Raw genomic sequence first — 18,620 nt, 5'->3', positions numbered from 1 at the left:
GAACAAAGCGAGGTGCCGGGGGTTATTCCTCCATGGACCGGATGCGCCAACAAATCGAACGCCTCGAAGCGCGCGCGCGCGAGGCCCGCACCCTGGCGGAGGCCCAGGCGCTTTCGGCCGAGGCCGACCGCCTGCGCGGCAATCTGCGCCAATGGGGCCCAGGCGGCTGGCCGCTGCCGCCGATCTTCAGGAACTGATCCCCGCCCGGGCGGGCGTTACTCGAACTCGAGGATCGCCGCGTCCACCGCCAGGCTGTCGCCCGCCGCGAAGTTGGCCGCCTTGACCGTGCCCGCGCGTTCGGCGCGCAGGATGTTCTCCATCTTCATCGCCTCGACCACCGCGAGCGGCTGGCCGGCCTCGACCTTGTCGCCCGGCGCGACATGAAGCTGGGTGAGCAGCCCCGGCATCGGCGCGAGCAGGAACTTGGAGAGGTCCGGCGGCACCTTCTCGATCATGTGGTGCCGGTACTGCGCGATGTGCGGGGGCAGCACCTCCACCTTGTGCGTCGCGCCGTGCGCCGTGAGGCGCCAGGTCGAGCCCTTGCGTTCGACGCCCACGGTCAGCGGCACGTCGTCGATCCGCGCGGCGAACAGCGGCTCGCCCGGGCGCCAGCGTCCGACCAATTCCATCGGCTCGCCCGCGCCGAGGACGATCTGCCCGCCGGCGTGGCGCTCGACCGAGAGCGCGAACCGCTCGCCGTCGATCGTCACGACGCGCTCGGGCGTGCCCTCGACCGGGCCGTTGAGCTGGCCCGAGATCGCCGAGGCGCGGCGCTGCCGCTCGAGATCGACCACCGCCGCCACGGCCGCGAGCTTGCGCTGGAGCTCAGGCGTGGCCGGCGCGCCGTGGAAGCCTTCGGGATATTCCTCGGCGATGAAGCCCGTGGTCAGCGCGCCCTGCCGGAAGCGCGGGTGCTGCATGATGGCGGAGAGGAAGTCGATATTGTGCCCGATGCCGTCGATGCGGAAGCGGTCGAGCGCCGCCACCTGCGCGTCGGCGGCCGCCTCGCGCGTGGGTGCCCAGGTGACCAGCTTGGCGATCATGGGATCGTAGAACATCGAGATTTCGGAGCCCTCGGACACGCCGTCGTCGACTCGGACCACAGACTCCCCTCCTGCTCCCCCTAACCCCTCGCGCAAGCGGGAGGGGGACGAAGAAGGCGGCATGTAGCGCACCAGCCGCCCCGTGCTCGGCAGGAAGCCGCGATACGGGTCCTCGGCGTACACCCTGTTCTCGATCGCCCAGCCGGTGAGCTTCACATCGTCCTGGCCGAAGGCGAGCTTCTCGCCCGCCGCCACGCGGATCATCTGCTCGACGAGGTCGAGCCCGGTGACTTCCTCGGTCACCGGATGCTCGACCTGGAGCCGGGTGTTCATCTCGAGGAAGTAGAAGCCCTCGCCGCTCGTGTCGGCACCCGAGACGATCAGCTCGACCGTGCCGGCGCTGTAGTATCCCACCGCCCGCGCCAGCGCGACGGCCTGCTCGCCCATCCGCCGCCGCATCTCGGGCGTGACGAAGGGCGACGGCGCCTCCTCGACCACCTTCTGGTGGCGGCGCTGGATCGAGCATTCGCGCTCGCCGAGATAGACGATGTTGCCGTGCTGGTCGCCGAGCACCTGGATCTCGATGTGGCGCGGCTGCTCGATGAATTTCTCGATGAAGACGCGGTCGTCGCCGAAGCTCGCCAGCCCCTCGCGCTTGGTCGCCTCGAAGCCCTCGCGCACATCCTGCTCGCTGTACGCGAGCCGCATGCCCTTGCCCCCGCCACCGGCCGAGGCCTTCATCATCACCGGATAGCCGATCTCGGACGCGATCTTCACTGCATGTTCTGTGTCCACGATCTCGCCGACGAAACCGGGGACGACGTTCACGCCGGCCGCCTTGGCGAGCTTCTTGGACTCGATCTTGTCGCCCATCGCCGCGATCGCCTCCGGCGGCGGCCCGACAAAGGCGATCCCTGCCTCGGCGCACGCCTTGGCGAAGCTCTCGCGCTCGGAAAGGAAACCATAGCCCGGGTGGATCGCGTCGGCGCCGGTCTCCTTCGCGGCAAGCAGGATCAGCTCGGCCTTGAGATAGCTCTCGGCCGCAGGTGCCGGCCCGAGCCGCACCGCCTCATCGGCCATCCGCACATGCGGCGCGCGCGCATCGGCATCCGAATAGACTGCAACGGTCGCGATCCCCATCTTCTTGGCGGTGCGCATCACCCGGCACGCGATCTCGCCGCGATTGGCGACCAGGATCTTCTTAAACATCAGCGCTTCGCCCGTTTGACGGGTGTTTGAGCATCGACGGTGAAGGCCCCATCGGCACCCTTTCGGAGAAAAAACCTTCCGCGGGGATATTGCGAGTTGGGCTGCCAGACGGGACAGTTGGCTCCGTCATCCACCCAGCTTGCATCCCAGGAGATCGATAGCGTCTTTTCCCTAGGCCATTTCTTCCGGTCCTTGGGCCACTTCCGCCGACGAATTACTTCGATGGTTCCGGCGCCCGGCGTCGTGCCCGGCACATAGGTTCCCCAAACTATCGCATCGCTCCGGCGAACGGCGTCTTGCTCATTCCAGATAATCGTACAGGCTTGGGCACCGCCAAGCGGAATCGCGACGGCCAAGGCGGCAACCGCCAATAGCGACAGTCGGCCAGCGGTCGACCTCACTCCGCCGCCTCGAGCTCAGCCTTCACCTCGGCCTGCATCGCCGTCAGCCCTAGCCGAGCGAACAGCCCCGCGTCCTTGTCGTCGCCGGCATTGCCGGTGGTGAGCAGCTTGTCGCCGGTGAAGATCGAATTGGCGCCCGCGAGGAAGCATAGCGCCTGGGTCGCATCGCTCATGCTCTCGCGGCCGGCCGATAGCCGCACCATGCTCGTGGGCATGGTGATGCGCGCCACGGCCACGGTGCGCACGAACTCGATGTCGTCGATCTTCGCCAGCGGCGTGTCGGCGAGCATGTCCCCGAGCACGGTGCCCTTCACCGGCACCAGCGCGTTGACCGGCACGCTCTCCGGGTGCCGCGGCAGGGTGGCTAGCGCATGGACGAAGCCCACGCGGTCGGCGCGTGTCTCGCCCATGCCGACGATCCCGCCGCAGCAGACGTTGATGCCCGCCTCACGCACATGGTCGAGCGTCTCCAGCCGGTCCTCGAAGCTGCGCGTCGAGATGACGTTGGCGTAATTCTCCGGCGAAGTGTCGATATTGTGGTTGTAATAGTCTAGCCCCGCCTCCTTGAGCCGCGCCGCCTGATCTGCGGTCAGCATGCCCAGCGTCATGCAGGTCTCCAGCCCCATGCCGCGCACGCCGCGGACCATCTCGACGATGGCGTCCATGTCGCGGTCCTTGGGGTTGCGCCACGCCGCGCCCATGCAGAAGCGCGAGGAGCCGTTGTCCTTGGCCTGCGCCGCCGCCTGTAGCACTGCGCGCACGTCCATCAGCTTCGTTGCCTTCAGCCCCGTCTCGGCCGAGGCGGACTGGCTGCAATAGGCGCAATCCTCGGGGCATCCGCCGGTCTTGATCGAAAGCAGCGTGGAGAGCTGCACTTCATTCGGCGCGTGGTGCGCGCGGTGTACCTCGGCGGCGCGGAAGACGAGCTCGGTGAAGGGCAGGTCGAACAGCGCGGCGATTTCGTCGCGGGTCCAGTCGGTACGGGTCATGATTGCAGGGTCCGGGCAAAAAGATAGACGAACATGCCGATCCCGAGGGACAGCAGCACGGGCGCCGCGACGCGGCAGGAATTGACGCTCTTGTGCATCCGGCTCCGCAGGAAGCCCGCACGCACGATCTCCGAGGTGCCGCCGAAGGAGAGCAGCGCCGCAAAACCGATGACCGCGAGCACTCCCATGATCAGCCCGGGTTTCAGGTCCCTGGCATTGGGGACCAGCGCCAGCACGCCGCCGAGCGACAGGACGCACAGCGAGGTCAGATGCTTGAAATAGTCGTAAAGCAGAGTCGTGCTGTCCGCCCCTGCTTCGACGGCCTCGTCTTCGGCGATTTCGCTCATTCAGCGGCTTCCCCCATCGGCGGCAGATTGTGCCCCAGCAGCCGTAGCACTTCCGCGGCGGCATTCACCAGATTGGTCCCCGGGCCGAAGATCGCCTGCACGCCATGCTCGCGCAGATACTCATAGTCCTGCGGCGGGATGACGCCACCCGCCACCACCTTGATGTCCGCCCGTCCGGCGTCCTTCAGGGCACGCACCAGCTCCGGGATCAGCGTCTTGTGCCCCGCCGCGAGGCTCGACGCGCCGACCACGTCGACTTCTTCCTCGAGCGCCAGCGCGCAGGTCTCGGCGGGAGTCTGGAACAGCGGGCCCGAGATCACTTCGAACCCCAGGTCGGCAAAGGCACTGGCGACGACATTCGCGCCGCGATCGTGCCCGTCCTGTCCCATCTTGGCGACGAGCACGCGGGGCTTGCGGCCGATCCGGCGCTCGAAGGCGGCGACGCCCTCTTCCGCCTGCAGCCAGCCTGCATCCGCCGCATGCGCGGGGCCATAGACTCCGCGGATCGGCGTGACCGCGACGCCATGACGCCCGAACACATCCTCCATCGCCTGGCTCATCTCGCCCAGCGTGCAGCGCGCCCGCGCCGCCTCGACGCAGAGCGCCAGCAGGTTCCCGCTGGCCTTCGCGCCGTCGCGCAGGGCGTCGAGCGCCGCTTCGGCCCTCGCGGCATCGCGCTCGGCGCGCGTCTTCTCGATCCGGCGGATCTGGTCGGCGCGCACCCGTTCATTGTCGATGTCGAGGATGTCGATCGGCTCCTCGGCGGCGAGGCGATATTTGTTCACCCCGACGATCACGTCCTCGCCGCGATCGACGCGTGCCTGCCGCGCGGCGGCGGCGCGCTCGATATGCTCCTTGGGGATGCCCTTCTCGACCGCATGGGTCATGCCGCCGGCCGCCTCGACTTCCTCGATCAGCGTCCAGGCCCTGTCCGCCAGCTCTCTGGTAAGGGCCTCGACATAATAGGAGCCGCCCAGCGGATCGACGACATGCGTCATCCCCGTCTCTTCCTGCAGGATGAGCTGAGTATTGCGCGCGATCCGGGCCGAGAAGTCGGTGGGCAGCGCCACCGCCTCGTCGAGGCTGTTGGTGTGGAGGCTCTGCGTGCCGCCGAAGGTCGCCGCCATCGCCTCGATCGTGGTGCGGACGACGTTGTTGTACGGGTCCTGCTCCTGGAGCGACACGCCCGAGGTCTGGCAGTGCGTCCGCAGCATCTGGCTGCGCGCATTGCCGCCGAACCCCGCGATGATCCGGCTCCACAAAGTGCGCGCCGCGCGGAGCTTCGCCACCTCCATGAAGAAGTTCATTCCGATTCCGAAGAAGAACGACAAACGTCCTGCGAAATCGTCGATATTGAGCCCGCGCTTCTGCGCTGCGCGGACATAGGCCATGCCGTCCGCCAGCGTGAAGGCCAGCTCCTGCACCGCCGTCGCCCCCGCCTCGTGCATGTGATAGCCCGAGATCGAGATCGAGTTGAACCGCGGCATGTGCTCGGCGGTATAGGCGATGATGTCCGCCACGATCCGCATGCTCGGCTCGGGCGGGTAGATATAGGTGTTGCGGACCATGAACTCCTTGAGGATGTCGTTCTGGATGGTCCCGGTGAGCTGGTCCTGCGAAACGCCCTGCTCTTCCGCCGCGACGATGTAGAAGGCCAGGCACGGCAGCACCGCGCCGTTCATCGTCATGCTGACGCTCATCTCGCCGAGCGGGATGCCGTCGAACAGGATCTGCATGTCGGCGAGCGTATCGATCGCGACCCCCGCCTTGCCGACGTCGCCCACCACGCGCGGGTGATCGCTGTCATAGCCGCGGTGCGTGGCGAGATCGAAGGCGACGCTGAGCCCTTTCTGCCCGGCGGCGAGGTTGCGGCGATAGAAGGCGTTCGATTCCTCGGCGGTCGAGAAGCCGGCGTACTGGCGGATCGTCCAGGGGCGGCCGGCGTACATGGTCGCCTTCACGCCGCGGGTGAACGGCGCGAAACCGGGGAGGCCAGGGTCGCCGGCATCTTCCTGCGTGTACAGTGGCTTGACCGCGATGCCTTCGGGCGTGTGCCAGGTCAGGTCGGCGTCGCGCACTTCCTTGGCGGCGAGCTTTGCCCAGTCTTCGAGGGTGGGTTTATCAGCCATGCGCCATATCCAGTGCTCCTGCGAAAGCAGGAGCCCAGGGCCGCAAGCGACACCCCCTGTTACCCTGGGCTCCTGCTTTCGCAGGAGCACGACGACTACGAACGGTCACTGCCCCTTGAACTCCGGCTTGCGCTTCTGGAGGAAGGCCATCCCGCCCTCCATCGAATCCTGCGTCCCACGCGCCGTGCGCTGGTTCTCCGCCTCGCGCGCCATTGCCTCGGCATAGCTCGAGCCCAGCGCGCCGTGGAGCTGGCGGCGGATCATGCCCAGCGCCACCGTGGGACCCGCGGCCAGACGCTGGGCGAGGCGGCCGGCCTCGTCCTCCAGCACGTCCTCGTGCACCACCTGGTGGACCATGCCCCAATCGCGCGCCTTGTCGGCGGGGACGCGCTCGCCGAGCATCATCATCTCGAGCGCGCGGTGGCGGCCGATCAGCCGCGGCAGCATCCAGCTCGCGCCGCCGTCAGGCACCAGCCCGATGTTGACGAAGGCCTGGAGGAAATAGGCGGTGTTCGCCGCCACGCAGAAGTCCGCCGCCAGCGCCAGGCTGCAGCCGATCCCCGCCGCGGGGCCGCGTACGGCGCTGACCACCGGCACGGGCAGCTCGGCGATCGCCTCCAGCGTCGGGTGGTAATGCTCGGTGAGCGCGGCATGCGTCGCAGCACCCGGATCGCCGGCCGAGAGCGCCCCGCTCGCCACGTCGGCGCCCGAGCAGAAGGCCTTGCCCGCCCCGAGCAGCAGCACCGCGCGCGCGCCGTCCAGCGTATCGATTGCCGAGCGGATCTCGTCGAACATCGCCGGCGGCGCGGCATTGAGCCGGTCGGGCCGGTTGAGCGTGATCGCCAGCACGTCGCCGCGCCGATGGGTGAGGATATGATCGAAGCCGCTCATGCAGCGTCCTTGGCTCGGCGCGCCGCGGCCTTGACCAGCGGCAGCACATGGTTGCGGGAAAGCGGTGCGATCAGCGCCGCCTCGGCTTCGTCGGCCGTCAGCCAGAACAACGCCTCGATCTCCTCCCCGGCTGCAGGCTCACCGGCGATTTCGACGCGGAACAGCTCGGATTCGACATGCCGGCCGGGCTGGTGCGCGGCGGGCGCGGTGAAGCGCCCGAGCGGCTCGGCGCTGATCACCGTGCAGCCGAGTTCCTCGCCGATCTCGCGCACCACCGCCTGGACCGCGGTCTCGTCGGGTTCGATCTTGCCGCCGGGCTGGATGAGTGCCTCGGCACCGCGTTTGCGGACCATGAGCGTGCGCCCCTCGCCGTCGAGGATCAGCGCGGTCGCCAGCCGGATCGGGTCTGGCTCAATGGTCATGGTCGCCCTTCTGCGTTTCCATGATCTCAGTCAGCACCCCGCCCATATCGCGCGGGTGGACGAAGAAGATCGGCGTGCCGTGCGCGCCGATCCGCGGCTCGCCGAGCACCTTGCACCCCTTGGCCTCGAACCAGGCCTTGGCTTCGTGGATGTCGGGGACTTCGTAGCAGAGATGATGCTGCCCGCCCGCCGGGTTCTTGGCCAGGAAGCCGTGGATCGGCGAGGCTTCGCCGAGCGGCTCGATCAGCTCGATCTGGCTGTTGGGCGTATCGACGAAGCACACCTTCACCCCCTGCGCGGGCAAGTCGAAGGGCTCGCGGATCACCTCCGCGCCCATCACCTCGCGGTAGAAGGCGATCGAGTCAGCGATCGAAGGCGTGGCGACACCGACATGATTGAGGCGGCCGAGCTTCATCTAAATTCTCCGCGTGAAATCATCGTGATCGCCACCGCGCAGAGCCCCAAAGTGAAAGCGACATTGAAGACCGAAGCATACCACCAGTGGAATGTGTAACGCGAAAGGCGATGCCAACCCGAGCGCCCCACCATCCGAAACTCTTCGCGGGAAATACCGCGCCAGCTCATATAGCCGCCGGCCACGATCAGCAGAGCCAAGACCAAAGCGACAACAACGCCCTTAGTCATAGCGGCACATCGCCAAGCCTCTTCCACGGTTCATCTGCGCTCCCCTCCCGCTTGCGGGAGGGGTCGGGGGAGGGGCTGACCACAAGCGAGAAGCTCCGAAGGAGGGCACACCCCCTCCCCTAGCCCCTCCCGCAAGCGGGAGGGGAACTTAGAGCGGAATATTGTCATGCTTCTTCCACGGGTTCTCGAGCTGCTTGTTCCGCAGCTTCCGCAGTCCCAGCGCCAATCGTCGCCGCGTCGAGTGCGGCATGATCACTTCGTCGACGAACCCCTTGCTCGCCGCCACGAACGGGTTGGCGAAGCGCGCCTCATACTCGGCGGTGCGCTCGGCGATCTCCTCGGGCGTCTTACCCCGGAAGATGATCTCCACTGCGCCCTTGGCGCCCATCACCGCGATCTCGGCGGTCGGCCAGGCATAGTTCAGGTCGCCCCGCAGATGCTTCGACGCCATGACGTCATAGGCGCCGCCATAGGCTTTCCGGGTGATCACGGTGATCTTGGGCACGGTCGCCTCGGCATAGGCGAAGAGCAGCTTGGCGCCGTGCTTGATGATGCCGCTGTGCTCCTGCCCCACGCCCGGCAGGAAGCCCGGCACATCGACGAAGGTCAGGATCGGGATCTCGAACGCGTCGCAGAAGCGCACGAAGCGCGCCGCCTTCTTGGACGAATTGATGTCGAGCACGCCGGCCAGCACCATCGGCTGGTTGGCGACCACGCCCACGGTGCGCCCCTCCACCCGGCCGAAGCCGATGATGATGTTGCCGGCATGGCTCGGCTGGAGCTCGAAGAAGTCGCCTTCGTCGACCACCTTCCGGATCAGCTCGTGCATGTCGTAGGGCTGGTTGGCGGAGGGTGGGATCAGGCTGTCGAGGCTGTCCTCGACGCGGTCCCACGGGTCCTCGCACGGCCGCTCGGGCACGCTCTCGCGGTTCGAGGCGGGCAGGAAGTCGATGAAGTCGCGCGCCGCGAGCAGCGCCTCGATGTCGTTGTCGAAGGCGACGTCGGCGACGCCGGACTTGCTGGTGTGCGTCACCGCCCCGCCGAGCTCTTCCTGCGTCACGATTTCGTTGGTGACCGTCTTCACCACGTCCGGGCCGGTGACGAACATGTAGGACGAGTCCTTCACCATGAAGATGAAGTCGGTCATCGCCGGCGAATAGACCGCGCCGCCCGCGCAGGGGCCCATGATGAGCGAGAGCTGCGGCACCACGCCCGACGCCAGCACGTTGCGCTGGAACACCTCGGCATAGCCGCCGAGCGATGCCACGCCCTCCTGGATGCGCGCGCCGCCGCTGTCGTTGAGTCCGATCACCGGAGCGCCGACCTTCATCGCCATGTCGATGATCTTGCAGATCTTCTGCGCGTGCCGCTCCGAGAGCGAGCCGCCGAAGACGGTGAAGTCCTGGCTGAAGACGAAGACGAGCCGGCCGTTGATCGTGCCGCTGCCGGTGACCACCCCGTCGCCGGGGATCACCTGCGCCTCCATGCCGAAGTCGACGCAATTGTGCTCGACATACATGTCGAGCTCCTCGAACGATCCCTCGTCGAGCAGCACCTCGACTCGCTCGCGCGCAGTCAGCTTGCCCTTGGCGTGCTGCGCGTCGATGCGCTTCTGGCCGCCGCCTGCCCGCGCGGCCGCACGGCGACGCTCCAGTTCCTCGATCGTGGACGACATCGGGTCCGCCTCTCCTCTCCGGTTGCCATCAACCAGAGTTGGGGGCCCGGCGCAACATTATTGCGCGCCATTCCTCCCCCGAGATCGCTCGGGGAGAGGGACCGCCGCCGAAGGCACCGCGCGGTTGCCGCCTGCCGGGACGGCATGCATAATCGCGCGACGACATAAGGAGAGGATCGATGGCCACCGCGCTCCAGCCCGGCAACAAGCTGGGCGTCAGCGACGCCGAATGGGAGGCGCGCCAGCAGCTCGCCGCCTGCTACCGCGTCTTCGATCATCTCGGCTGGTCCGAGATGATCTACAACCACATCACGGTGAAGGTGCCGGGCGAGGACAACGCCTTCCTGATCAACCCCTTCGGGCTGCATTTCAGCGAGGTCTGCGCCTCGAACCTCGTCAAGATCGACATCGACGGCAACAAGCTGTCCGAGAGCCCCTATGGGGTCAATCGCGCCGGCTTCGTCCAGCACGCGCTGTTCCACCGCCATCTGCCCGACGCGCATTGCATCGCGCACACCCACACCACGGCGGGCATGGCAGTCGCGAGCGTCGAGGGCGGGCTGCGGCCGACCAACTTCTATGCGTGCAGTTTCGCCGGCCAGATCGCCTATCACGACTTCGAGGGCGTGACGGTGCGCGACGAGGAAGGCGAGCGGCTGCTCGCCAACCTCGGCGACAAGCGCGTGATGCTGCTGCGCAACCACGGCATCCTGGTGATGGGCCGCACCATCCCCGAGGCGTTCATCAAGCACTGGTCGCTCCAGCGCGCCTGCGAGATCCAGGTCGCGACGGCATCGATGGGCGAGCCGCTGGTGGTGCCGGACGAAGTCGTCGCGGTCCACCAGCGCGACCTCCACATGGCGCAGGTGCCGGGCGGCCCCGGCGCCGCGGACTTCGCCGCGATGGTGAGACTGGTCGACCGCGTGGACCGGAGCTGGCGGGACTGAACCCCTCTCCCGTTGGAAGAGGGAGGGAGCGCCGAAGGCGCGGAAGGGTGAGGGCAGGCTCGGAACGGTAGCTGCTCTCACCCTTCCCACTCGGCTCCGCAGAGCGGGCTCCTTCCCGCTCCCAAAGGGAGCGGGAGTTGCTAGCCGAACTTAAATCCGCTCACGCCCCAGCCCATCACATGGTCGCGGTAATCCGCGACCACCGGGCCGTCCCCGCCGGCCCCGAGCGCGACCATCAGCGGCAGCAGATGCTCCTCGCGCGGATGGGCGAAGCGGGCGTGGGGCAGCTGGTCCCACGCCGCGACACGCGCGGCCCGGCGCGCCGGATCGGGATCGGTCACCGCGTCGATCAGCGCCGCGTCCCATTCGTCCGCCACCGGCGTGACCTGAGGCCCACGCGCGCGCAGATTGTGGAAGCTCATGCCCGATCCGACGATCAGCACCCCCTCGTCCCTCAGCGACGCGAGCGCCCGGCCGATCGCGACATGCGCGGCGGGATCGAGGTCCTTGCGGAGCGAGAGCTGCGCCAGCGGAATGTCCGCGCCCGGCACGGCCACTTTCATCGGAATGAACACGCCGTGATCCCAGCCCCGCGCCCGCTCGACGCCGACCGGAAAACCGGCCCCTTCGAGCAGCGCCTTGGCCCGCATCGCCACCTCGGGCGCGCCGGGCGCATCCCACCGCAGGCGATAAGTGTGCTCGGGGAAGCCGTAATAGTCGAACAGCAAGGGCTGGCCGTCGCCCGCATGGACGGTGACCTGGTCCTCCTCCCAATGCCCCGAGACGAGCAGGATCGCCGTGGGCCGCTCGGGCAGGCTGTCGATCAACCCGGCGAGATAGGCCTGCATCGGCCGCCACATCGGGTCGGGCGGCCCGCCATCAGGGTCCATGAAGAAGCAGGGTCCGCCGCCGTGCGGGATGAAGAGTGTGGGAAGTGTCATCTCAGCGATGTCGTGCTCCTGTGCGCATGCCGCAATGGCGGTTTCGGAAACGCGCGGTTTCTCTGCGCTTCCCTTCCGCTTGCGGGAGGGGTCGGGCGAGGGCATGGTCGAAGCCATGGCTCCCACGAACAGCCCCTCCCCTAACCCCTCCCGCAAGCGGAAGGGGAACAAGTGACTCGCTTCACCGTCAACAACCAGCCGGTCGAATACAAGATGGACCCGCGCACCCCGCTCCTCTGGGCGCTGCGCGACGCCTCCAACCTCACCGGCACCAAGTTCGGCTGCGGCACCGGCGATTGCGGCGCGTGCACGGTCGACGTCGACGGCACCGCGCGGCTCGCCTGCCAGGAGACGATCGGCGCGCTAGAGGGTACCTTCGTCACGACGATCGAGGGGCTGCCGCGCGATCGCAGCCATCCGGTCCAGCAGGCGCTGATCGCCGCCAACGTCCCCCAATGCGGCTATTGCATCCCCGGCGTGGTGATGGCAGCATCGGTGCTGCTGCGCGCCAACCGCAACCCGTCCGAGGACGACATCAAGGCCGCGATCCCCAACATCTGCCGTTGCGGCATCTATCCGCGGCTGCTCGGCGCGATCGGCGATGCGGCACGGATCGCGCGCGGCGACGCCGCGCCCGAGCCCGATGCCGAACCCCAGGCCGGGAACCCGGAACCCGCTGGAGAGCAATGATTCTTTCACATCGCTTTCACCGCAATTCAGCAACCGCTCATCGGCCGACTGATAGCAGGGACATATCTGGTAGCCCGGCGCTTCGCCGGACCAGCGGAGACTTTGTTCGATGAAGAAGACCTTGCTCGCGGTGCTCGTCGCCGCAACGGCCCTGGTCCCGCCGGCGGCGCTCGCCCAGGACCGGGGAGGCCGCTGGGGCGGCCGTGGCGGTCAGTCCGAGGCCCGCCAGCAGTCCGCACCCCAAGCCCGCGAGAGCCGCGGTTCGTGGCGCCAGCAGCAGAGCCAGCCCTCGGCCCCGCAACCGCAGCAGCAGCGTTCCTGGGGCGGCCTCGGCGGCGACGGCAACTGGCGCCAGCAGCGCCAGCAGCAGGCCGCGCCGCAGCAGTATCAGCCGCAGTACCAGCGCCAGCAGGCGGTTCCGCAGCAGGCCCCGCAGGCCGAGCAGCGTCGCCAGTGGAGCGGCCAGCGCAGCTTCGGCGGCCAGGACGGCGCCCGCACGCGCTGGAGCGGCGATCGCCAGCGCCCCGAGGCCTATCAGCAGCGCCAGCAGTCGCAGCAGTATCGCGGCGACCGCGGCGACTGGAACCGCGGCAACCGCGACTGGAACGACCGCCGCGCCACCTCGGACCGCCGCTGGGACGGCAACCGCAGCTCGGGCCGGTGGAACAACAACTGGCGCAACGACAATCGCTATGACTGGCGCGGCTATCGCGCGCAGAACCGCGGCATCTATCGCCTGCCGCGCTACTATGCGCCGATGGGCTGGGGCTATGGCTACCGCCGCTTCTCGATCGGCTACACGCTGAGCTCGCTGCTCTTCGCGCCGCAGTACTGGATCAACGATCCCTTCTACTACCGCCTGCCGGACGTGTACGGCCCTTATCGCTGGGTGCGCTATTACAACGATGCGCTCCTGGTCGATGTCGACACCGGCGAAGTGGTCGACACGATCTACGACTTCTTCTGGTAAGCGCACCTGCGCCCCTGCCAGGGGACATGGGGGTCCGGCGGAGACGCCGGGCCCCCTCGTCGTTTCAAAGCCTTGCAATCCGGCGATCTCCGCGCAATTCGGACTCCGTGGTGGACAAGAAAGTGATCGCGAAGATTTCGGGCGGCCCGTCGCCGCACCGCTCCCGCATCGGCCGCGAAGTCGCGGCCCGGCTCGAGGCGAACCCAGGCGTGCGCCGCGCCAGGACCGATGCCGCGCAGATGTACACCTATCCGGATTTCCTGACCGACGCCGAATGCGACGCGCTGGTCGCGCTGATCGACGCCAATTCGCGCCCCTCGACCCTGCTCGCCAAGAGCGAGGACCCCGAATATCGCACCAGCGACAGCTCGGATCTCAATCGCTGGGACGACACCGTCGGCCCGATCGACCTGCGCATCGCCGGGCTGCTCGGCATCCCGGCCGAGAACGCCGAGACGCTCCAGGGCCAGCGCTACGCGGTCAACCAGCAGTTCCGCGCGCACTGCGACTATTTCCACGAATCCAGCGCCTATTGGCCCAAGATGCAGGAGACAGGCGGCCAGCGCACCTGGACCGCCATGGCCTATCTCAACGACGTGACCGAGGGCGGCGCCACCTGGTTCCCGCGCGCGGGGCTGCGCTTCAAGCCGAAGAAGCGCCTGCTCGTCATCTGGAACAACATGCTCCCCGACGGCAGCCCCAATTACGACACGCTCCACGAGGGCATGCGCGTGATCGAGGGGACCAAGTACATCGTCACCAAGTGGTTCCGCGAGGAAGCCTGGCTCCGCCAGCCGATCGACACCTATGTGTCTCCCGGCGTCGAGACCGCCACCGACGAATAGAGCGCCGGCCGTCAGTTCGAATAGACCCGTACGTCCTTGACGATCATGTCGCCCGAGCCCTCGTCATAGTCGCTCGAGGTCTTCACCGCGACGTTCATGATCGGATACCAGCGGAACCCGTCGAACGGATTCACCGCCTGATAGGTTTCCACCCCGTCGATGAACCAGGTGATGTAGTCGGGCTGGATGTCTACCGCGAAGCGATGGAAGCCCTTGCTGAACCCACCCACGCCATAGACCTCCTGCGTGTCCAGGAAGGTACCCTGCTGGAAGCTGCGTGTCGCATTGGCCCCGCCATGGATGGTGTGCGCGACGTGGCGATCGAAGTTCCACCAGTCGTCGAAGCCGAAGCCTTCGTAGATGTCGATCTCGGGCGGCCAGCCGGAGGTGGAGATCAGCCACAGCGCCGGCCAGGAGCCATGCCGCGACGGCATCTTCGCGGTGAATTCATATTGACCATAGCCGATCTGCAGCGGGCGGGTGTTGTGCCCGCTCAGCACGATCGCGCCATAATGATAGCCGATCCGGTCCCAGTACATCGGCTCCTTGAGCTTCTGCGTGTGCATCACCAGCCCGCCGTCGGTGTAGCGGAGCGGCGCCTCGATGTCGTGACCGCGGTACACCCATCCGTCGAGGTACATGCCGGTCTCCTGGTTGCCCGGCTGCGAGCGGCCGTTGGGAAGCTGGGTCGACCAGGCCTTGTCATGCCCGGCGTCGGACCATTTCATCGTCTCGCGGCTCATCTTCCACTGAAGCGTGCCGGTCGCGGCAAACGTCCGCGGCGCGCGCCCCTCGGTCTGCTCGGGCGTGGGCTCCTGCACGATATCGCACTGCACCGCCGCGCGGTCGGTCCCCATCTTGCCGCCCCAGGGCGCCTCGACGAAGCGGACGGTGAAATCGGCCTGGGGAATGCCGAGCAGGATCGGCACATCGACCGTCTTGGTGAGCGGATCGCCCGGGCGGAAGACCACTGACTTGTAGATGCTCTGGTAATTGACGCCCGCCACACCCTTGACCGGCCCGGTCCCGTCCTCGGTCGTCACGCGCGCGATGACTGTGTTCGGCGACGGCCGATCGAGCGAGATCGGCACATGGGCGACATTGGAGCCCGGCCGATAGAAGGCGGGCCCGACCGAGGCCGTCGCCTGCTCGGGATATTTGGTCCCGTTCGCGAAGTCGAAGTCGGCGAAAGCCGAAGCGCTGGCGAGCGGCCCGGCCACTCGTGTCGTGGATTCCGGCACCGCGGTGGGGGTTGGAGTGGGGATCGCAGGCGCAGCCACGACGACCTTGCCGCTTTCGGCCGTTTGCGAGGAATCTCCCCCGCTCGAACAGGCCGAGATCGCACAGGCAGACACGGCGCCCAAAAACGAGCGTGAATACAAGATACGCATGAGCACGCCTCCTGTTGTCCGGCGACAAACGCGTCGCCGTTACCGACCTCTCCTTTTGAATCGACAGACGTTCTCAGGCAGCTTCGTTTAACGGAGCGGCGCGCAACACTCCGTTACTAGGAATCGCACAATGATTGCTGATGATATCCCGAAGCAAGCCTCACACGGCTGAATTGCTGCGATACCCCATTATAGCCTTTGGCGGATTTTTGATCCTCCACTCGTCGCAAAACTGTCAGACCGGGGAACAAATGCGACGGACCGCATCCGGCCCGTCCGCTCCACGGCCTCTCAGCCGGGCCAGGCGTCCGCCATCGCGTGCATCGAAAGGAAGGCCATCAGCGGCAGCGCGGCGAACAGCGCGGTCTTGGCCGCGAGCAACCGGGGTCGGCGGAGCCGACATGAGGGTCATTGCCGAAATTCAGCGCTTCTCGACCTTCACGAGCCGTTCGATCAGCACGGTGCGGTGGCCGTCCCCGAGATAGCGCGGTTCGCGCCGCGGCCCCACGCGCCCATGGAATTCGACGGTGAACGTTCCCGTGACCGGCTCCCTCTGCTTCCAGCCGGCCACCTTCCGCGCCTCTGCGTCGAGCTGCTCACAGGCCCGCCCAGCGCATTCGATGGACGCTCCGTCTTCGAACCCCGGTACCGTCCGTCCCCCGACCTTACAGTGCCCGAGCCGGCTATTCTCGAAGTTGGTGAACCAGTCGCAGACGAGCCGCTGCCGCGGCCCGAAGGCCGTTCCCTTGGCCGTCACGCCTTGCCCCGAAGGCGCGGCGGCGGACGCCAGACCGAGTGCGATGACCAGCCACATCGGGACAGCATATCTCCGATCCGGATGTGCGCAAATGGGCGATCCGGTCCCGGTGAGATCCGCGCCCGCGGCCGCCGGGTGCTCCCCGGAGCCGGCGCTCCTGCACAAAGGCTCTGGCAAAATAGGATTTCGCCTGCCACTCCAGCCCGATGGCAAGCGGGGCGGACAGGCGAATCACGGGTGGCGATTCCTTTCGCGCGCGCAAGGCCGCGAAAATGAGAAACCCTGCGGAGGGTGCAAACTTTGTCAACTTCCGCGGCACTGTAAACTTCCGCGGCGCGGGCATTCCGGCATGACCGCCGTGCTCAACATCCACCGCTCGATCCTCGGCCAGCCCTGGCGCTGGCGCGGGCTCGCCGCCGACGCGCGCGACCCCGGCTTCGCCCCCGACGATCTCGTCACCCAGCTCCTCCTCGCCCGCGGCTGCCCGCGCGACGCGGTCGAGGCGCACCGCGCGCCCAGCATCCGCGCCTTCATGCCCGATCCGTCGATCTTCAACGACATGGACAAGGCCGCCGATCGCCTCGCCGACGCCGTCGAGGCGCGCGAGCAGGTCGCGATCTTCGGCGATTACGACGTCGATGGCGCCACTTCCGCCGCGCTGCTCATCCTGCTGCTGCGCGACCTCGGGCTCGAGGCGCGTCCCTATATCCCCGATCGGCTGATGGAGGGCTATGGTCCCTCGGGCGAGGCGCTGGTGCGGCTCAAGTCCGAAGGCGCGAGCCTGATCGTCACCGTCGATTGCGGCGCCCAGGCGTTCGAGGCGCTCGCGATGGCGCGCGCGGCGGGCGCCGAGGTGATCGTCTGCGACCATCACAAATGTGCCTCCGAGCTTCCCGAGGCCTATGCGCTGATCAACCCCAACCGGCTCGACGAGACCGAGGGCGCGGCGCACGGCCATCTCGCTGCGGTCGGCGTCGCCTTCCTGCTCGGCGCCGCGCTGATCCGATCGCTCCGCGCGCGCGGCTTCTTCGCGTCGCGCTCCGAGCCGCGGCTGCTCGACTTGCTCGATCTCGTCGCGCTCGGCACCGTCGCCGATGTCGCGCAGCTCAAGGGCCTCAACCGCGCCTTCGTTGCGCAAGGCCTCAAGGTCATGGCGCAGCGCCGCAACATCGGCCTCGCCGCGCTGATCGAGGCTTCGCGCCTCACGCGCGCGCCGACCTGCACCGATCTCGGCTTCGCGCTCGGGCCCCGCATCAACGCCGGCGGCCGCGTCGGTCGTTCGGACCTCGGCGTGCGCCTGCTCACCACCCGCGACCCCGCCGAGGCGCGCGCGATCGCCACCGAGCTGGACGCGCTCAACGAAGAGCGCCGCGCGATCGAGAGCCAGGTCCAGCTCGGCGCCGAGGAGCTCTGCCTCGCCAAGGGCAACCGCGCCGTCGCGGTGATCGCCGCGCGCGGCTGGCATCCGGGCGTGATCGGCATCGTCGCCGGCCGACTCAAGGAGAAGCTCGGCCGCCCGACGATCGTCATCGCGCTCGACGAGGACGGCGTCGGCAAGGGCTCGGGCCGCTCGATCGCGGGCGTCGACCTCGGTGCCGCGGTGCTCGCCGCCAAGGACGCCGGGCTGCTCCATGCCGGCGGCGGCCATGCCATGGCCTGCGGCGTGACGATCGCCGAATCGCAGCTCGATCCCTTCGCCGATTTCCTCGAGGAACGGCTCGCCGCGCGTGTCACCGAGGCGATGGGCGAGCGCGCGCTGCTGGTTGACGCGGTGGTGGCTCCGGGCGGTGTCTCGCCCGATCTGGTCAATGCGATGGAGGCCGGCGGCCCCTATGGCATGGGCTGGCCTGCGCCCCGCGTCGCCGCCGGGCCGCTGTCGGTGATCAAGGCCGATGTCGTCGGCAATGGCCATGTTCGCGTGATCGTGGCGGGCGACGACGGGCGCAGCATCAAGGCGGTCGCCTTCCGCCAGGCAGACAGCGAGCTGGGCGCCGCACTCCTTTCGGCCCCGCGCCACCGCAAGCTCTGGCTCGCCGGCCGGGCCAAGATCGACGACTGGGGCCCCCGCCCCGCCGCCGAGCTCCACATAGAAGATGCGGCCTGGGCGGATTGAGGTGTTGACCCGGCGGCGATCCTTGCCTAACGGGCGCTTCCACGCTTCGGCATGGCCCCTTCGTCTAGCGGTTAGGACGCGGCCCTTTCACGGCTGAAACACGGGTTCGATTCCCGTAGGGGTCACCACCTTGAAAACGCACGGTTTTTCAGGTGATCACTGCCTCATCGGCAGCCGCTCCACCCCTCATCTTTCGGCGCTTGAGAGACGCTTGA

Annotated in this window: 18 protein-coding genes and 1 tRNA gene; 7 read left to right on the top strand and 12 right to left on the bottom strand. The window is 67.8% G+C overall.

Annotated features, from left to right (window positions below):
- Positions 1-32 precede the first annotated feature (32 nt).
- Positions 33-197 (top strand): hypothetical protein, encoded by a 165-nt coding sequence (locus J7500_RS09535; protein WP_294061476.1) that lies wholly within the window; start codon positions 33-35, stop codon positions 195-197.
- Positions 198-215: 18 nt separating this feature from the next.
- On the opposite strand, the gene J7500_RS09530 is transcribed toward J7500_RS09535, so the two are convergent.
- The 9 genes from J7500_RS09530 to J7500_RS09490 all read right to left on the bottom strand — a co-directional run bounded on the left by J7500_RS09530 (position 216) and on the right by J7500_RS09490 (position 9,751).
- Positions 216-2,252, bottom strand: a complete 2,037-nt coding sequence (locus J7500_RS09530) for an acetyl/propionyl/methylcrotonyl-CoA carboxylase subunit alpha (RefSeq protein WP_294061475.1) — start codon at positions 2,250-2,252, stop codon at positions 216-218.
- A 397-nt stretch (positions 2,253-2,649) separates the two neighbouring features.
- Positions 2,650-3,642 (bottom strand): biotin synthase BioB, encoded by a 993-nt coding sequence (gene bioB / locus J7500_RS09525; RefSeq protein ID WP_294061474.1) that lies wholly within the window; start codon positions 3,640-3,642, stop codon positions 2,650-2,652.
- Entirely contained in the window at positions 3,639-3,989 is a 351-nt protein-coding gene (locus J7500_RS09520) for a hypothetical protein (protein ID WP_294061473.1), read from the bottom strand. The genes bioB and J7500_RS09520 overlap by 4 nt, the downstream gene beginning before the upstream one ends.
- Positions 3,986-6,118: a methylmalonyl-CoA mutase gene (gene scpA, locus J7500_RS09515; RefSeq protein WP_294061472.1), complete on the bottom strand. Its 2,133-nt coding sequence runs from the start codon at positions 6,116-6,118 to the stop codon at positions 3,986-3,988. Before scpA ends, J7500_RS09520 begins: the two co-directional genes overlap by 4 nt.
- Before the next feature lie 105 nt (positions 6,119-6,223).
- A complete protein-coding gene (locus J7500_RS09510) occupies positions 6,224-7,009 on the bottom strand; it encodes an enoyl-CoA hydratase-related protein (protein WP_294061471.1) in 786 nt (261 codons plus the stop codon).
- Positions 7,006-7,431 carry an NUDIX domain-containing protein gene (locus tag J7500_RS09505; RefSeq protein WP_294061470.1) on the bottom strand — a complete coding sequence of 142 codons (426 nt, stop codon included), beginning with the start codon at positions 7,429-7,431 and terminating at the stop codon, positions 7,006-7,008. Before J7500_RS09505 ends, J7500_RS09510 begins: the two co-directional genes overlap by 4 nt.
- Positions 7,421-7,846: a methylmalonyl-CoA epimerase gene (gene mce / locus J7500_RS09500; RefSeq protein ID WP_294061469.1), complete on the bottom strand. Its 426-nt coding sequence runs from the start codon at positions 7,844-7,846 to the stop codon at positions 7,421-7,423. The genes J7500_RS09505 and mce overlap by 11 nt, the downstream gene beginning before the upstream one ends.
- Positions 7,843-8,076 (bottom strand): hypothetical protein, encoded by a 234-nt coding sequence (locus J7500_RS09495; RefSeq protein WP_294061468.1) that lies wholly within the window; start codon positions 8,074-8,076, stop codon positions 7,843-7,845. Before J7500_RS09495 ends, mce begins: the two co-directional genes overlap by 4 nt.
- A gap of 148 nt (positions 8,077-8,224) precedes the next feature.
- The gene (locus J7500_RS09490) at positions 8,225-9,751 is read right to left on the bottom strand and encodes an acyl-CoA carboxylase subunit beta (RefSeq protein WP_294061467.1); all 1,527 of its coding nucleotides are present in this window, start codon (positions 9,749-9,751) and stop codon (positions 8,225-8,227) included.
- A 179-nt stretch (positions 9,752-9,930) separates the two neighbouring features.
- Between J7500_RS09490 and J7500_RS09485 the strand changes: the two genes are divergently transcribed.
- Positions 9,931-10,698, top strand: a complete 768-nt coding sequence (locus J7500_RS09485) for a class II aldolase/adducin family protein (protein WP_294061466.1) — start codon at positions 9,931-9,933, stop codon at positions 10,696-10,698.
- Between the two features lie 140 nt (positions 10,699-10,838).
- On the opposite strand, the gene J7500_RS09480 is transcribed toward J7500_RS09485, so the two are convergent.
- Complete coding sequence (locus J7500_RS09480; RefSeq protein ID WP_294061465.1) at positions 10,839-11,639, bottom strand: class III extradiol ring-cleavage dioxygenase; 801 nt, start codon at positions 11,637-11,639, stop codon at positions 10,839-10,841.
- A 171-nt stretch (positions 11,640-11,810) separates the two neighbouring features.
- Between J7500_RS09480 and J7500_RS09475 the strand changes: the two genes are divergently transcribed.
- The 3 genes from J7500_RS09475 to J7500_RS09465 all read left to right on the top strand — a co-directional run bounded on the left by J7500_RS09475 (position 11,811) and on the right by J7500_RS09465 (position 14,144).
- Positions 11,811-12,329, top strand: a complete 519-nt coding sequence (locus J7500_RS09475; RefSeq protein WP_294061464.1) for a (2Fe-2S)-binding protein — start codon at positions 11,811-11,813, stop codon at positions 12,327-12,329.
- A 109-nt stretch (positions 12,330-12,438) separates the two neighbouring features.
- A complete protein-coding gene (locus J7500_RS09470) occupies positions 12,439-13,299 on the top strand; it encodes an RcnB family protein (RefSeq protein WP_294061463.1) in 861 nt (286 codons plus the stop codon).
- 122 nt (positions 13,300-13,421) lie between these two features.
- Entirely contained in the window at positions 13,422-14,144 is a 723-nt protein-coding gene (locus J7500_RS09465) for a 2OG-Fe(II) oxygenase (RefSeq protein WP_294061462.1), read from the top strand.
- An 11-nt stretch (positions 14,145-14,155) separates the two neighbouring features.
- Here J7500_RS09465 and J7500_RS09460 read toward each other — a convergent pair whose 3' ends face one another.
- The gene (locus J7500_RS09460; RefSeq protein ID WP_294061461.1) at positions 14,156-15,364 is read right to left on the bottom strand and encodes a family 16 glycosylhydrolase; all 1,209 of its coding nucleotides are present in this window, start codon (positions 15,362-15,364) and stop codon (positions 14,156-14,158) included.
- Between the two features lie 592 nt (positions 15,365-15,956).
- Positions 15,957-16,349, bottom strand: coding sequence for a hypothetical protein (locus tag J7500_RS09455; RefSeq protein ID WP_294061460.1), 393 nt, complete (start codon positions 16,347-16,349; stop codon positions 15,957-15,959).
- Between the two features lie 292 nt (positions 16,350-16,641).
- On the opposite strand from J7500_RS09455, the gene recJ reads away from it, so the two are divergent.
- A complete protein-coding gene (gene recJ, locus J7500_RS09450; RefSeq protein WP_294061459.1) occupies positions 16,642-18,405 on the top strand; it encodes a single-stranded-DNA-specific exonuclease RecJ in 1,764 nt (587 codons plus the stop codon).
- Between the two features lie 53 nt (positions 18,406-18,458).
- Positions 18,459-18,533 (top strand) — tRNA-Glu (locus tag J7500_RS09445).
- Positions 18,534-18,620: the final 87 nt, after the last annotated feature.

Source organism: Sphingomonas sp. (assembly GCF_017744835.1).
Lineage (GTDB): Bacteria > Pseudomonadota > Alphaproteobacteria > Sphingomonadales > Sphingomonadaceae > Sphingomonas.
This window is presented reverse-complemented; position numbering and strand designations above follow the sequence as displayed.